Here is a 14512-nt window from a genome sequence, read left to right as displayed (position 1 = left end):
ATGCTGGCCCGCACCGCAACCCGCAGCCCAGGCCCCCTCGCCCGCGCCTTTGACCGCTTCCTTCTCAACCGGGCAGCCGTCTTCGGGCTATGCGTCGCAATCCCGATGCTGGCGATCATCCTCTCATATCCGCTCTGGTGGCCTTTCCTGCCGAACGACATCGATCTTCTGGCGATGAACAGCGGCCCGACCGCGACGCATTGGTTCGGCACTGACGGCGTTGGCCGCGATGTCTTTGCCCGGGTTCTGGAGGGCGGCCGCATCTCGCTTCTGGTCGCCGTCGCCTCGACTGCGATCTCTGCGATGATCGGTTTCCTCTTCGGCGCCGTCTCCGCCCTGGCCGGCCGTTGGGCTGATGCGCTTTCTATGCGCTTCGTCGACCTGGTGATGACGCTGCCGCCCGTCATCTTCCTGCTCGTGCTCGCCTCGATTGCCGGTACCGGCATCTGGCCGACGGTGCTGGTTATCTCGCTGCTGTCCTGGCCGCTGCTTGCCCGCATGATCCGCTCGCGACTGCTGGAACTGCGCGAACGCGATTTCGTCCTGGCGGCGCGCGGCATGGGTGCCGGCTTGCCGCACCTGCTCTTTCGTCATGGCCTGCCGAATTCGATCGATATCCTGATGGTCTATGCGACGCTGCAGATCGCCAATGCCATTCTTCTCGAGGCTGGCCTCTCCTTCCTCGGGCTCGGCATTGCGCCGCCGGCTGCAAGCTGGGGCAACATGTTGAATGCCGCCCGCTCCACCGCAGTTCTCGAACAGTATCCATGGCAATGGCTCTTCCCCGGTGGGGCGCTGGTCCTTGCCGTGCTTGCGATCAATTTCATTGGCGATGGTCTGAGGGACGCCTTCGACCCTCGCGCCGAATTAAACTGACAATCGAAAGAAAGCGAAAATGAGCAAATTCAAGGGTGTGGTTCCTCCTGTCGTAACGCCGCTGAACCCGGATTTCACCGTCGACTATCCCTCCTATACGCGCGTTCTGGAGCACCTGATCGGCGCCGGCTGCCACGGGGTCTTCGTGCTCGGTTCGACGAGCGAGGTTGTCTTTTACGATGACGAGACGCGGCGCGAGATCATCGAACATTCGGCGAAGGTGGTGAACGGCCGCGTGCCGCTCATCGTCGGCACCATCGATCCGACGACCGATCGGGTCATCTCGCATGCGAAGATCGCAAAGGCCGCGGGTGCTGACGCCGTTGTCGTAACAGCCCCCTTCTACACCGTTACCAGCCAGCCCGAGATCCTCGACCACTTCCGCTATATCCGCGACGCCGTCGATGTGCCGCTCATCGCCTATGACATTCCCGTCTGCGTCAACGTCAAGCTGCAACGCCAAACGACGGTGACGCTCGCCAAGGAAGGCACAATCATCGGCTTGAAGGATTCAAGCGGCGACGACGGCAATTTCCGCTATGCGCTTCTGGATCTTGCCGCGCACAAGGACATCTTCCTGATGACGGGCTCGGAAATCGTTGTTGATACCGCGCTGCTGATGGGTGCCCACGGCGTCGTTCCCGGCATCGCCAATGTCGACCCGCAAGGTTATGTCCGCCTTTGGGATGCGGCGCAGCGTGGCGACTGGGCTCTCGCGAAGAAGGAGCAGGAACGTCTTTGCCGGCTCTTCGAAATCGTCTGGGTCGCGCAGGGCCGTGTCAGCGGCGGTGCCTCGGGCATCGGCGCCTTCAAGACCGCCATGAAGCGGCTTGGCATCATCGATACCGCCTTCATGCCGCGTCCGCGTGCTCCCCTCAACGAAGCCGAGACCGCCAAGATCGACGAGATCCTGCGCGCGACCGGGCTCCTTGGCTGATGATCGCCATGCAACGGACCGCCGATCCCATTCTCGACATTCGCGGACTGCGGACGATCTTTCGCATCCGCGGCGGCGAGGTGACTGCGGTCAACGGCATCGACCTGACCGTCGCCGCCGGCGAGACGCTGGCACTCGTCGGCGAATCCGGCTCGGGCAAGTCGGTAACGAGCCTTTCGGTCATGCGGCTGCTGACCCGCAATATCGGCGCGATCGCCGCCGGCAGCATTCGCCTGAAGCGGAAGAGCGGCACGGTCGCCGACCTTGTCCTGCTTGACGAGCAGGACATGCGAAAAGTCCGCGGCGACGATATCGGCATGGTGTTTCAGGAGCCGATGTCGAGCCTCAATCCCGTCTTCACCATCGGCGACCAGATATCGGAGCCGATCCGCATTCATCGCGGGGCGGACCGGAAGGCCGCGATGAATGCGGCCATTGCCCTGCTCGAAAGCGTTGGCATTCCCGATGCGAAGCGCCGTGCCGGCCAATATCCGCATGAACTTTCCGGCGGCATGCGCCAGCGCGCGACGATCGCCATGGCGCTCGCCTGCGATCCGGCGCTGCTGATTGCCGACGAGCCGACGACGGCGCTCGACGTGACGATCCAGGCGCAGATCCTCGATCTGCTCTTGAAGCTGCAGCGCGAGCGCGGCATGGCGATGCTCTTCGTCACCCATAATCTCGGCGTCGTCGCGGAAATCGCCCACCGCGTCGCGGTCATGTATGCAGGGCGGATCGTCGAGCAGGGGCCGGTCGGCGAGGTTTTCCGCCATCCGAAGCATCCCTATACGATCGGCCTTCTCGCCTCGATGCCGCGGCTCGGCGACGCAACCCGCATGAAGCTCGCCGGCGAAAAGCTTGCCGCCATTCCCGGCATGGTGCCGAGCCTGATGAAAATGCCGCACGGTTGCGCCTTCTCGCCTCGATGCAAGTTCGCCATAGACGCGTGCCGCGCGGCCGTCCCGCCGCTCGAAGACGTCAGTCCGCAGCATCGAAGCCGCTGCATCCGCTGGCGGGAGATTTAGATGAACGAGCCTTTGCTTTCCGTTCGCGGTCTCGCGAAACATTATACGTCGCGCGGCACCAAACTAACGATCCTGCAGGATATCTCCTTCGATATCGGCAAGGGCGAGGTCGTCGGCCTCGTCGGAGAATCCGGAAGCGGCAAGACGACGATCGGCCGCTCGGTGCTGCGGCTGGTCGAGCCCTCCTCCGGAAGCGTGCGCTTTGACGGAACCGAACTCACCTCGCTGTCCGCTTCCGCCATGCGGCGCGCGCGGCCGCGCATGCAGTATATTTTCCAGGACCCCTATGCCAGCCTCTCGCCGCGCATGACGATCGGCGAAATCCTGACGGAGGGGCTGAAGATCCAGGGCATTGGAAAGCGCGAGGAACGGCTCGACCGGGCGCGCTCCGCACTCGACCAGGTCGATCTTCCGGCCGACGCGCTCAATCGCTATGCGCATGAATTTTCCGGTGGGCAGCGCCAACGCATCGGTATTGCCCGCGCCTTGACGCTGTCGCCGGAATTCATCGTTGCCGACGAGCCCGTTTCAGCGCTCGACGTCTCCATCCAGGCGCAGGTCATCAACCTGCTGCGCGATCTGCAGCAGCGTCTTGGCCTCACCATGCTGTTCATTTCGCATGACCTGGCGGTGGTCGAATATATCTGCGACCGCGTGATCGTGCTCTATCTCGGGCGGATCATGGAGATCGCAACGAGCGCCGATCTCTATGCCAGGCCACAACATCCCTATACCCGCGCCCTGCTCTCGGCGATCCCTTCGCCTGACCCGGATGCCCGGCGTAACCGGCAGATATTGAAGGGCGACATTCCAAGCCCGGCCAATCCGCCAAGCGGCTGCGTCTTCCGGACGCGCTGTCCAAAGGCGCTGGATGCCTGCGCCCGGACCGTGCCGGAACTGCGCGAAGTGGCCCCTGGACATTTCAAGGCCTGCATTCGAGACGACCTGGATTGATCGGCAAGAGGAGCATTCGGTGACAGCGAAAAGGCGGCATCCGATCGGCGGGAACTGGGCAAGCCTTCTCTTGCCGATCGAGACAGACGACAGCATAAATTTCGATAAGCTCGGCGAGGAAATCGATATTCTGATCGCAGCCGGCGTCGATGGTATTTATTCGAACGGCACGGCGGGCGAATTCCACAACCAGACCGAAGCGGAATTCGACCGTATCCAGTCCATGCTGGCCGAGCGGTGCACCAAAGCCGGAATGCCCTTCGTCATCGGCGCATGCCAGCCGGATGCGATGATCCAGCTGGACCGCATCCGGCGTGCAGCCTCCTTCAGGCCGCTTGCCATACAGGTGATCCTGCCGGACTGGTGGCCGGTCAGCGATCTCGAAGCTGCCGATTTCCTGGCGAGGGCATCTAAGGTCGCCACCGGGATTGCGCTGATCCTCTACAATCCGCCGCATGCCAAACGCGTTCTGACACCCAGGGAGCTTGCAAATATCTGCATCCCCTGCCCTGCTATCGTCGGCATCAAGCTTTCCGATGGCGGCGCGGACTGGTATGGCGAAGCGCGAAAGCACCTCCAGGAATTCTCGCTCTTCGTACCCGGCCATCACCTGGCGACCGGCATGAGTAAAGGCGTGGCTGCAGGCGCATTTTCCAACGTAGCCTGCCTCAGCCCGCGCGGCGCGCAGCGATGGACCGATCTGATTGAGACCAACCTCGAGGCGGCATTGGACACGGAACGCCGGATCTGCCGCTTCATGGACGAACATATCGTCCCCTTCCGCCAGAAGGCCGGTTATTCGAATGCTGCGCTCGATAAACTGCTGAGCGCAATCGGCAATTGGGGACCTGTCGGAACACGGCTACGGTGGCCCTACCGCGCCATCGACGAGACGGAGGCGACGCGGCTGCGCAAGATCGCGCGCGAGGAATTGGGCGAGCTCTTTATTGCTCCCTAGTGGTCTGAGCCTGACGGAACGGTCCGATCTGGGATTCCTTTTGGCCAGCGTGCATGCGAGGCTGTGGCATGCTGGCATTTCCATCACTCTTACCCCCTCCGACCGGCAGCGCCTTGAGGCCGTCGCCAGCAACCGGAACACGGCTCAGAAACACGTCTGGCGGGCAGTTGTCGTGCCGCTGAGCGCCGATGGCGTCTGCACCACTGAGATCATGCGCCGGACCGGCACCTCTAAGACCTGCGTCTGGCGCTGGCAGGAGCGCTTCATGCAGGAAGGTGTCAATGGCCTACTGCGCGAACAAGGCTTGCCCCTCCCGGATCAAGGCGCTTCTCCCTGATATGGCCGAGCGGGTAGTCAACCTGACGCTTTCTGACCCACCGGTCGAGGCAACCCACTGAAGGCTTCTTCGCCAAGCTGACCCGCCAGCGGCTCAAGCGCGGCGTCTTCCATTCGGTGGTCGATCTTCAGCAGGCCATCAACCGGTACGTCGCTGAAACCAATTCGCGTCCCAAGCCTTTCACCTGGACGGCTGATCCGGATGAAATCGTCACTCCCGTGAGGCGTGGGCACCAAGCGTTAGATTCCATCCCTAGCGCCAGTCGTCGAGCACGAAGACGCCGGCGCGACTGTAACCCGGCTCATTGGGCCTGTGCATCGTGACCCCTTGGATTTCGGTTCGAAAGCCACGCCCGACCAAGTGCCGGTACGCCTCGTGGCGGGCCATGTTCACCCCGGCCAGCAGCTTGGGCATCCCCTCCGCTACGGCAAGCGCCTCGCAGGCATGCAGCAAGCTGTCGAAGGTCTCCCCCGCCGCCAATCCTGGACGCACGGTCCCGAACTTGATGAAGCAAGCACCGTCGCCTGCTTCGCTGCGCGGCCCATGGTGGCACACGGCAAAACCCTCCAAGCCCGCACCCGCCATATCGCCGAGCAGGACCGTCTCCCCAAGCTCCTGCGCCTCCACGGCCTGGATTTCCGCCCCCAGGTCGAGCCCGTCGTAAAGAGCGCCGGTCAGGTCACGGCAGGACTTCAGGCATTCCAGTCTCTGCTCCTCTGTCAGATCGGAATACCGCGACCAGCGCACCGGCTCGGTCTGGCTATGACGGACCGGCGCCGACATGATGGCCGTGAGGAAACGAGCCCAGTAGCCGTACTTCTGGTACAGGCCCACGTGCTTGGCGCTCTGGGCGAAGGTGAACAGGCCTGCATGCCGCGTGCCCCATTCATCGAAGCTCGCCGTGACGGCCTCGACGAGCCGCGCGCCGATGCCCCGGTCCCAAAGGTCGGGGCGGATCGTCAACGGTCCGAAGAAGCCGACGCTGCCCCAGCGGGTTGCGAAGTTGGAGCCCACCAGTTCACCGCCCACCTCCGCGGCGAAGGCGGCGACGTAGGGCGCCTGCCAGCGGCCGCGTACGTAGTCGCGGTCGGACCAGAACGTCTCTGGTTCGGGTGCTCCCAAGAAGGTGCCAAAGGCCAGCCGGAAAATTCTTTCGGCTTCCGGCAGATCGGTCTCGGCCAGCGCGCGGATGGCTACGCTCGGTGCAGCCGTTCCCATATCGCCCTCCCTGGTTCGCTAAGGTATGCGGCGCCTGATGCGCTGTCCAAGGGCGCTGCGGTCGGGCTGGATTTTACCCTTCTCCGGAGGAATAGTCACGTCGCATGGGAAATGTCGGCCACCGGATCGGTCCTCTGGCGTTTGGTACCATCCGTCAGGCTTCTGCCATTAGAACACCAGCTGCACCTTGCACGCGGCCGAGCGATCGCCGGCCTGTTCAAAAGCCTCCAAAGCGCGCTCGAGCGGAAAGCTGTGGCTGATGATTTGACGGATGTCGATCTGCCGGCTGGCGATCAATGCCACCGCATCTTTGAACTCGCTGTGGAAGCGTTGCGATCCGTGGATATGCAGTTCCTTGCCGACCAGGGCATTGAGCGGAATGGCGATGTCGCCGGTCACGCCCACCTGAACGATCGTGCCGCGCGGCTTGACCGACGCGATCGCAAAGCGGATTGCCGGTGCTGCGGCAGAGCATTCGAAAGCTAGGTCGAAATAGCCTTTGCCGGCTTCGTAGGTCCCAAGCGCATCCTGATCGTTTGCGTTGATCGTTTTGTCCGCTCCCATTGCGCTTGCGCGCCGGAGTGCTGCGTCAGCAAGGTCGGTGACGACGATTTCCGCAGCCTGGTGATAACGGGCCGCGGCTACGGCAAGGCACCCTATGGGGCCGGCGCCGGTGATCAGCACCTTTTTTCCCGCAATATCGCCCGCGCGTGACGCTGCATGCAGGCACACGGCGAGCGGCTCGGCGCATGCCGCTTCGGCCGCACTGACATCTCCGGAAACAGCAACGCATTGCACCGCCGGCACGACCAGCCATTGGCGAAACATGCCTTGCTCATGGGGAAGCCGCATGGCGCTTCCCATGAAGCGCATGTCGAGGCAGTGGATCGGCTGCCCGCGCTTGCAATATTCGCACGATCCGCACGGCTGGCTCGGATTGACGGCGACCAGGGTGCCCTCAGGCAGGGCCACTCCGGCGCCCGCCGTCTCGACGAAGCCCGACGCCTCGTGTCCGGGAATGATCGGCTCGCGTACGCGCACCGGCCCAAAGCCGCCGTCCTGGTAGTAATGCAGGTCGGAGCCGCAAATCCCTGCAGCCGCCATGCGCAAGAGCACTTCGCCTTCGCCCGGTTCCCGCACGGAGCCTGCCTCGACCCTCAGGTCGCGCGCTCCGTAAAGCCGGGCAAATCGCGTCTGCATAATATTTCTCCCCATTACTTCAGCAACCCGAGCTGCTGCGGCAGCCAGAGCGAGACCGACGGGATGAAGGTGATCAGGATCAGTGCGACGAACAGCGGAACGAGCCAGGGCAGGATAGCCATGGTCGTGCGCTCGACGGAGAGCTTTGCCACGCGCGAAAGGACGAACAATACCATTCCGAGCGGCGGATGAAGCAAGCCGATCATCAAATTGAGCGTCATGATCAGGCCGAACTGCACGGGATCGATCTGGAACTGCATCACGATCGGCAGCAGGATCGGAACAAGGATGGTGATCGCCGCGATCGTATCCAGGAAGCAGCCGACGAAAAGCATCAGCAGATTGACGAGGATCAGGAAAACCCACTTGTTGTCTGTGATCGAAAGGATCGCCGTCGACAAGAGCTGCGCGGCCTGGCTGACCGTCAGCAGCCAGGCAAAGACCGAGGCCGCGGTGACGATGAAGAGAACCGAGGCCGTGGTCTCGATCGTATCGAAGCTCGCCTTGGCGAGTGTCGATAGCGTCATGGTGCGGTAGCGCACCAGGCCCAGGAAAAGCGACCAGAGCACAGCCGCGACCGCCGCTTCCGTCGGCGTAAACCAGCCCATTGTCATGCCGCCGATGAGTATGACCGGCGTCATCAGGGCCATGACGGCTGAAAAGGAGAAATACCAGTCCAGCGCCAGAAGCGCGGCAAGTGCGATGCCGGCCGACACGTTCATCGACAAGCCGGCAAGCATCATGAGGTAGATCGCGACAGGAACGAGCAGCACCACGACGATTTCCAGCGACGCCGACAGAAGCTGCTTGACATCGAAGGGTGCGTCCGAACCCCAGCTCCGCGCATAGGCGAATGCGGCAACGGTCACCATCATCAGAACTGTCATGACGACGCCGGGCAGGATGCCGGCCATGAACAGGGCGCCGATCGAGACATTCGCCATCATGCCGTAGATGACGAAGGGCAGAGACGGCGGGAATATCGGGCCGAGCGTCGCCGAGGCGGCGGTGACGCCGACGGCTGCTTCAACCGGGTAGCCGTGGTCCTTCATCGCCTTGATCTCGATGGTGCCGATCCCGGCGGCATCCGCAAGCGCGGTTCCAGACATGCCGGAGAAGATCACAGAGCCGATGATGTTGACCTGCGCGAGGCCGCCCTTCATCCAGCCGACGAGGGCAACCGCAAACGAATAGATACGTCCGGTAACGCCGGCCGAATTCATCAGGTTGCCGGCGAGAATGAAGAAGGGAACGGCAAGCAGCGGAAAGCTCTCGACGCCGGCGATCATTCGCTGGGCGACGATGATGTCGGGCGCGACGCCGTAAAGAACAATATAGAGCACCGAGGCGGTCGCCATCGAGATCGCGACAGGCACGCCGATGACCATCAGCAGGAGAAACGAGCCGACAAGCAGGAGCATGTGATCAATCCTCGATTTTCTGGAATTCCTCGGGCCGCTCCAGAACGGAATAGCCGCGGCGCATATTGGCAACGAAGACCACGATGGCGCGCAGCAGCATCAGGACGAATGCGGCAAAGACGCTGTAGAAGACGATGTTGCGCGGCAGCGCGATGGTCACCATCTCCTCTCCGGCGACGACCTGCACATAACGCCACATCAGATGGCAGGCGTAGGCAAAGAAGGCGATACGGACGACATCGACGAAGCTGGCGAGGATCCTCGCCATTCGCTGCGGCATGTAGTGGTAGAACACGTCCACCTGGATGTGGCGCGAGGTGCGCACGCACATGACCGAACCGAGGAAGACGACGCCGATCAGGCAGTTGATGGCGATCTCTTCCGTCCAGGCATAGCTGTCGTTCAATACATAGCGCGTGAAGAATTGGAGAAAGACGCAGCCGGTCATGAGCCAGAAGACGATCAGGGTGATCCAGTCCTCCGGGGCATAATCCGAGGCTTTTGCGGTCGGAGCCGCGGCTTCGAAAGTATGGGCAATCTCGTCTGGGGTGATCTGGGTGTGGACTTCTTGCGACATGGGGAACGTCCGTTTTCGCCGGAAGGGAGGATGCGGCGCTCAATGGCGCCGCATCCTTTTCGATTATTGGATAGCGCGGATGGCTTCCCAGTCGGTCTTTTCATAGCCGAAATCCTCGAAGGCCACTTTCTCGGTAACTGCCTTCTCGAAATCGGCCTTGTCGACCTCCGTCACGTTGAGCCCCTTCTCCTTGAAGGTGGCGATGAGGCCTTTTTCCCGTCCTTCGATTGTCTTCGTGGTGCGCTCTGCAGCTTCCCGCATCACCGTCTCGAAGATTGTCTTGTCCTCGTCCGAAAGGCTCGACCATAGGGTCTTGGAAACCACGGTGTTCAGATGATCGACGATATGGCCGGTCAGGATGATGTTCTTCTGGACTTCGTAGAACTTCTTCGCCTCAATCGTCGTCAGCGGATTTTCCTGTGCCTCGACCGTGCCGTTCTGAAGCGCAAGATAGACCTCGGCAAAGGCGATCGGCGTGGTGTTTGCCCCGCATGCGCGCGGCATCGCGAGATAGGCCGGAACGTCGGGAACACGGATTTTGAGACCCTGCATGTCGGCGCACTTGGCGATCGGCTTGTTCGAGGTCGTCTGGCGCGTGCCGTAATAGCTGACGGCAGTGATATGGTTGCCGGTCTTGTCTTCGTAGCCCTGGGCAAGGCGCTTGAAGACATCGCTCTTGGTGTAGGCGATCAGATGTTCCGGGCCGCGGAAGATATAGGGATAGTAGGTGACGCCGATCGGCTTGTAATCGCGGGCGGCAAAGCTCGAGCCGGAAATGATGATATCGACGGTGCCGAGCTTCAGTCCCTGGTTGATGTCCGCTTCCTTGCCGAGCTGTGAAGCGGGATAGACCTCGATCTTGTAGCGCCCGCCGGTGCGCTTGTTGATCTCCTCGGATGCCCAGACCGAATCGGTGTGGAAGGGTTCGGACGTTTCATAGACATGGGCCCATTTCAGGACCGTCTGTGCATGTGCGGCAACCGTCGTCGCCATGATGGCGGCTGCGGTGCAAACTATCGTAGCCAGTCTGCTCTTCATCGCTCTTTCCTCCCGAGCTTGCGTTAGATCTTTGCATTCCTCCGGGCCGCAGCGCGGCCGCCTTCGTCTTCCCCGAAAAGCTCCTCCCCGAAGCTTTCGGAAAATCTCTTCTGCGATCTGTCGAGATGCGTCCGCATGGCCTGTTTGGCGGCTGCGGGGTCATTGGCGGCGATCGCATCTCTGATGGCACGATGCTCCTCCATCGCGCGGGACCAGGAATCCGGTCCCTCGAAATGGCTCGCCAGCTTCTCGAAATACGGCGTCATGCGCTGATCGTAGATCTCGCCGGTGAAGCGGATGAGCGCGGCATTTCCGACGATGCCGGCAATTGCCGTGTGGAAGGCGCGGTCGATTTCGAGCGCCGCATCGGTATCGTTCACAACGCTTGCCATCTGCTGCAGGTTCTCGTCGAGCACGGCAATGTGGCTTGAGGTTGCGCGCTGCGCAGCCTCCTCGGCGATCGCGCATTCGATGATGGAGCGGGCCTGCAGCAGCTCGAACGGCCCTTCGAACGGTTCGCGCTCCGGCTGAGCGGGCTGAACGGTGTGCTTGCGGGCGACATATATTCCCGAGCCCATGCGGATATGCACGAGCCCCTCCACTTCCAGCACGATCAATGCTTCGCGAATGGTCGGACGCGAAACCGCCAGCTTTTCGGCAAGTTCGCGCTCCGGCGGTAGGCGCTGGCCAACGGCCAGCTCGCCAGTCGCGATCATCGAACGAATTTGGTCCGCCACCTGCCTGTAGAGGCGGCGCGATTCAACAGCCGAGAACATCTAGCCTCCCTGGCGCGTTTCTCCTCAAACGCGCAATTGGCCAAGTGGCCTGACCAATTCATCCATTCGTAACATTGATCGTCTCGTGCGTCAATCCGCCGCAAGGACGGGCTGACGGGCTCTATGGACCGAACGGCGGTTTCAGAGCGTAACGTGCGGCAAGCGCCGCAAAAGATTCCGCTGTGGCAGGGTCGAGTTCGACACCATTTCTCTCGCGGTCCTCGGCGACTTTCCATTCGCGGTCGCCTGGCGCCATGACGTTCAAGTCATCGCGGGCCGGCGAATTGCGCAGCGTCTCCAGATAACGCGTCATGGCGGCGTCGAACCGGCGTCTGTCCAGGAAAGCCTCGGGCTTCATCGCCAGCACGAGGGCACCCAGTCCCCGCGGTGTCGAGAAGTCCGGACCTGGCATTGGCGCGATGTCGAAGCTCAACTTCATGCCGGTCAGCACGGCGCTGAGGATTTCGGAGATTCCGGCCAACCCGGCCCCCTTGAAGCCGAATTCACCGCCAAGCGGCGCCAGCATATCTGCCTGTTCCGGGTCGATGGTGTCGTAGCCGTGGCTATCGGACGCCGTACCGGCCGGCAAACTCTTGCCAAGGCTCCTGTAAAGCTGAACGCGGTTATAGGGCACCGCGCTGGTGGCCATGTCGAAGAGCCAGGGATTGTCGTTGGGAACCGGCACCGCACAGGCGATCGGATTGGTGCCGTGAAAGCGCATCGCGCCGTCATGCAAGCGGACAAAGCTGTCGGAATTGCAAAACGCAAAACCGATGAAGCCCTGCCGGGCCGCCTGAAGCGCGTAGGCGCCGGCCGGCCCGAAATGCGAGGAATTGCGGATGGCCACGGCGCCGATGCCATATCGGTCCGCAAATTCGATCGCATGATCCATCGCCATGAAGGTCGCAAGCCCTCCATGGCCATTGTCGGCGTCGAGCACACCGACCGCTGCGAATGCCGAAGCAAGCGCCACTTTCGGCTGCCGATTGATGCGGCCCTCGATCAGGCCCTTGACATAGTGCGGCAGAAGCCTGACGCCATGGCTGTCGATGCCGAGCCGCGTCCCATGCATCATCGCCCGCGTCGCTCCATCGCTGGTAGCCTCGTCAGCACCCGCTGCGATGAAGACGGCGCGACAGAAGCGATCGATGGAAGCAAGCGTCGCCCTTACAGGCGAAGTCGGAAGTTCAGTCGGCATTGGCAAATCACCTTTCACCAGCGCTCGCTGGCTGCCTTGGCATCGTAACGGGCTCGAGCCGCCAGAATTTCAGCCTGGTTCGATTCCGTCCATCCCACCAGCGCGCGGATGGTTTCGTGCAGCGTGCAGCCGAGCGGCGACAGCGCATATTCCACACGCGGCGGCACGACGGGATAGACCGTTCGCTCGATAATTCCGTCGCGTTCGAGATTGCGCAAGGTGGTCGTCAGCATGCGCTGGCTGATGCCTTCGATGCTGTTGCGCAATTGCGTGAAGCGGAGCGTGCGCTTTTCCAGAAGAGCGATCACCAGCAGCGACCATTTATCGGCGATCCGATCGAGGATCTGGCGCACCTCGCAGCCTTCGCGCACATCCCATTGCAGGACGTCGTAATCCGCCTCGCTGCTGCAAAGGTTACTCGGTGAGTTTAAAGTGCCTTCTTTCATGGGTCCGGAGCATGACCTAATTGTTTGATGGTTACAAGAGGGAACTGACTTACGAAAAGTCACCCACTCTCTTCATCGTCAACGAAGGACCATGCCTATGTCCACGACCCTTTCTTCTTCTGAAGCCGACGCGGCACCTATGACGCCGCGTGCCGCAGCGACGCTGATCGTCCTCTGCGGAGCCATCTTTCTTGAGGGCATCGATGTTGCCATGCTCAATATCGCGCTTCCGGCAATCCGGGCCGATCTTAATCTGACGACAACCACGCTGAGCGGCGTAGTGAGCGCCTATGTGCTGGGTTATGCCGGTTTCATGCTGCTCGGCGGCCGTGCTGCGGACATTTTCGGCAAACGCCGGGTCTTCCTTTCCGCACTTGTCGTCTTCATTGCATTCTCCGGACTCGGCGGCCTTGCGACGGAGGGCTGGATGCTGCTGTTGGCCCGCTTCGTCACGGGCGCCGCCTCGGCGTTCATGACACCGGCGGGCCTCGCGCTCGTCGCGACGAATTTTCCGGAGGGTCCCCAGCGCAACCGCGCAGTGACCATCTACGCCTCCACGGCTTCTGCCGGTTTCTCACTCGGGCTCGTCCTGGGCGGATTGCTTGCTGCAATCGACTGGCGCTGGGTGTTCTTTGCGCCGGTGATCCTGGCGCTCCTCATCTTTGTCGCCGCAATCAGGCTCATCGCCGACAGGCAGTCTAGAACCACCAGGGAGCGCTTCGACATTCCAGGCGCCGTTGCGCTCACAGCAGCGATGCTGCTTGCGGTTCATGGCGTGACCCGCCTCGAACATCCCGACCAGAACTTGGCATGGACGCTCGCCATATTCGGCGTGAGCGCGGCCCTGTGGCTTGCCTTCTTCCTGATCGAGCGCCTGTCCGCCGCGCCGCTCGTGCGTTTCGGAATATTCCGCTCCGGCTCCCTCGTCCGGTCGAACCTCGGAGCGCTGCTGTTTGCCGGGTCGTTCTTCGGCTTCCAGTTCATCGCGACCCTCTATCTCCAGGAGCTGCTTGGCTGGACGCCGATAAAGACCAGCATTGCGATGCTTGTGATCGGCATCGACGCGGTCGTTGCTCCGATGCTCACGCCCAGGCTTGTCGATCGCTTCGGAAACGACCGCGTTATCTTCGCAGGCTTCGTTCTTGCCGCCATCTCCTACGCATTGCTGTTGGGGATGGAGCTCGACTGGACATATGCCGCAATCTTCCCAAGCATGCTTTTGCTCGGACTGGCCTTCTCGATCGCCTACAGCCCGCTGACAATCGCTGCCACCGACGGCATTCATGAAGACGAACAGGGGCTGGCCGGCGGGCTGGTCAATACCGCCTTTCAGTTCGGCGCAGCCCTCGGCCTGTCGGGTTCAAGTGCGATCGGCGCCTATGTTCTCGGCGAAGCTACATCTGCCGAAGCCCGGCTGGCATCGCTGCAAATGGCGCTGATCGTCCCGGTCGCAGCCGCCGTGGCTGGCGCGTTGATCACTGCCATAGGCATCAGGCGCTGCCGCGATCTTGCCTGCGATCAGGTCATGTCATCCTGAACCCAAGAGGTGGC

At 61.9% G+C, this 14512-nt stretch carries 14 protein-coding genes and 1 pseudogene; 7 read left to right on the top strand and 8 right to left on the bottom strand.

Translation table 11 applies throughout. From position 1 onward, the window contains the following. From BLP23_RS18630 to BLP23_RS18605, 6 genes and pseudogenes are all read left to right on the top strand, one after another. The gene (locus BLP23_RS18630; RefSeq protein WP_092586343.1) at positions 1-876 is read left to right on the top strand and encodes an ABC transporter permease; all 876 of its coding nucleotides are present in this window, start codon (positions 1-3) and stop codon (positions 874-876) included. Positions 877-895: 19 nt separating this feature from the next. Further along, positions 896-1813 (top strand): dihydrodipicolinate synthase family protein, encoded by a 918-nt coding sequence (locus tag BLP23_RS18625; protein WP_092586342.1) that lies wholly within the window; start codon positions 896-898, stop codon positions 1811-1813. Between the two features lie 8 nt (positions 1814-1821). After that, a complete protein-coding gene (locus BLP23_RS18620; RefSeq protein ID WP_092586495.1) occupies positions 1822-2838 on the top strand; it encodes an ABC transporter ATP-binding protein in 1017 nt (338 codons plus the stop codon). Next, a complete protein-coding gene (locus tag BLP23_RS18615) occupies positions 2839-3792 on the top strand; it encodes an ABC transporter ATP-binding protein (protein WP_092586341.1) in 954 nt (317 codons plus the stop codon). Between the two features lie 19 nt (positions 3793-3811). Beyond that, positions 3812-4750, top strand: a complete 939-nt coding sequence (locus BLP23_RS18610) for a dihydrodipicolinate synthase family protein (protein ID WP_233426763.1) — start codon at positions 3812-3814, stop codon at positions 4748-4750. A gap of 61 nt (positions 4751-4811) precedes the next feature. Continuing rightward, positions 4812-5338, top strand: a pseudogene (locus tag BLP23_RS18605) (helix-turn-helix domain-containing protein); the annotation flags it as partial. A 1-nt stretch (position 5339) separates the two neighbouring features. On the opposite strand, the gene BLP23_RS18600 reads toward BLP23_RS18605, so the two are convergent. The 8 genes from BLP23_RS18600 to BLP23_RS18565 all read right to left on the bottom strand — a co-directional run bounded on the left by BLP23_RS18600 (position 5340) and on the right by BLP23_RS18565 (position 12961). Then, positions 5340-6305, bottom strand: coding sequence for a GNAT family N-acetyltransferase (locus tag BLP23_RS18600; RefSeq protein WP_092586339.1), 966 nt, complete (start codon positions 6303-6305; stop codon positions 5340-5342). A 168-nt stretch (positions 6306-6473) separates the two neighbouring features. Then, on the bottom strand, positions 6474-7505 hold the full coding sequence (locus tag BLP23_RS18595; protein ID WP_092586338.1) for an L-idonate 5-dehydrogenase: 1032 nt from the start codon (positions 7503-7505) through the stop codon (positions 6474-6476). A gap of 14 nt (positions 7506-7519) precedes the next feature. Then, the gene (locus tag BLP23_RS18590) at positions 7520-8926 is read right to left on the bottom strand and encodes a TRAP transporter large permease (protein WP_092586337.1); all 1407 of its coding nucleotides are present in this window, start codon (positions 8924-8926) and stop codon (positions 7520-7522) included. A gap of 4 nt (positions 8927-8930) precedes the next feature. Then, positions 8931-9503: a TRAP transporter small permease gene (locus BLP23_RS18585; protein WP_092586336.1), complete on the bottom strand. Its 573-nt coding sequence runs from the start codon at positions 9501-9503 to the stop codon at positions 8931-8933. 63 nt (positions 9504-9566) lie between these two features. After that, entirely contained in the window at positions 9567-10541 is a 975-nt protein-coding gene (locus tag BLP23_RS18580; RefSeq protein ID WP_092586335.1) for a sialic acid TRAP transporter substrate-binding protein SiaP, read from the bottom strand. 23 nt (positions 10542-10564) lie between these two features. Continuing rightward, complete coding sequence (locus tag BLP23_RS18575) at positions 10565-11317, bottom strand: FadR/GntR family transcriptional regulator (RefSeq protein ID WP_092586334.1); 753 nt, start codon at positions 11315-11317, stop codon at positions 10565-10567. Positions 11318-11438: 121 nt separating this feature from the next. Beyond that, positions 11439-12515, bottom strand: a complete 1077-nt coding sequence (locus BLP23_RS18570) for an Ldh family oxidoreductase (RefSeq protein ID WP_092586333.1) — start codon at positions 12513-12515, stop codon at positions 11439-11441. Between the two features lie 14 nt (positions 12516-12529). After that, positions 12530-12961: a winged helix-turn-helix transcriptional regulator gene (locus tag BLP23_RS18565; protein ID WP_039845766.1), complete on the bottom strand. Its 432-nt coding sequence runs from the start codon at positions 12959-12961 to the stop codon at positions 12530-12532. 97 nt (positions 12962-13058) lie between these two features. Here BLP23_RS18565 and BLP23_RS18560 point away from each other — a divergent pair, with 97 nt between their 5' ends. After that, a complete protein-coding gene (locus tag BLP23_RS18560; RefSeq protein ID WP_208603169.1) occupies positions 13059-14498 on the top strand; it encodes an MFS transporter in 1440 nt (479 codons plus the stop codon). Positions 14499-14512: the final 14 nt, after the last annotated feature.

The organism is Rhizobium mongolense subsp. loessense, from assembly GCF_900099775.1.
In the GTDB taxonomy this organism is placed as follows: Bacteria; Pseudomonadota; Alphaproteobacteria; order Rhizobiales; family Rhizobiaceae; genus Rhizobium; species Rhizobium loessense.
This window is presented reverse-complemented; position numbering and strand designations above follow the sequence as displayed.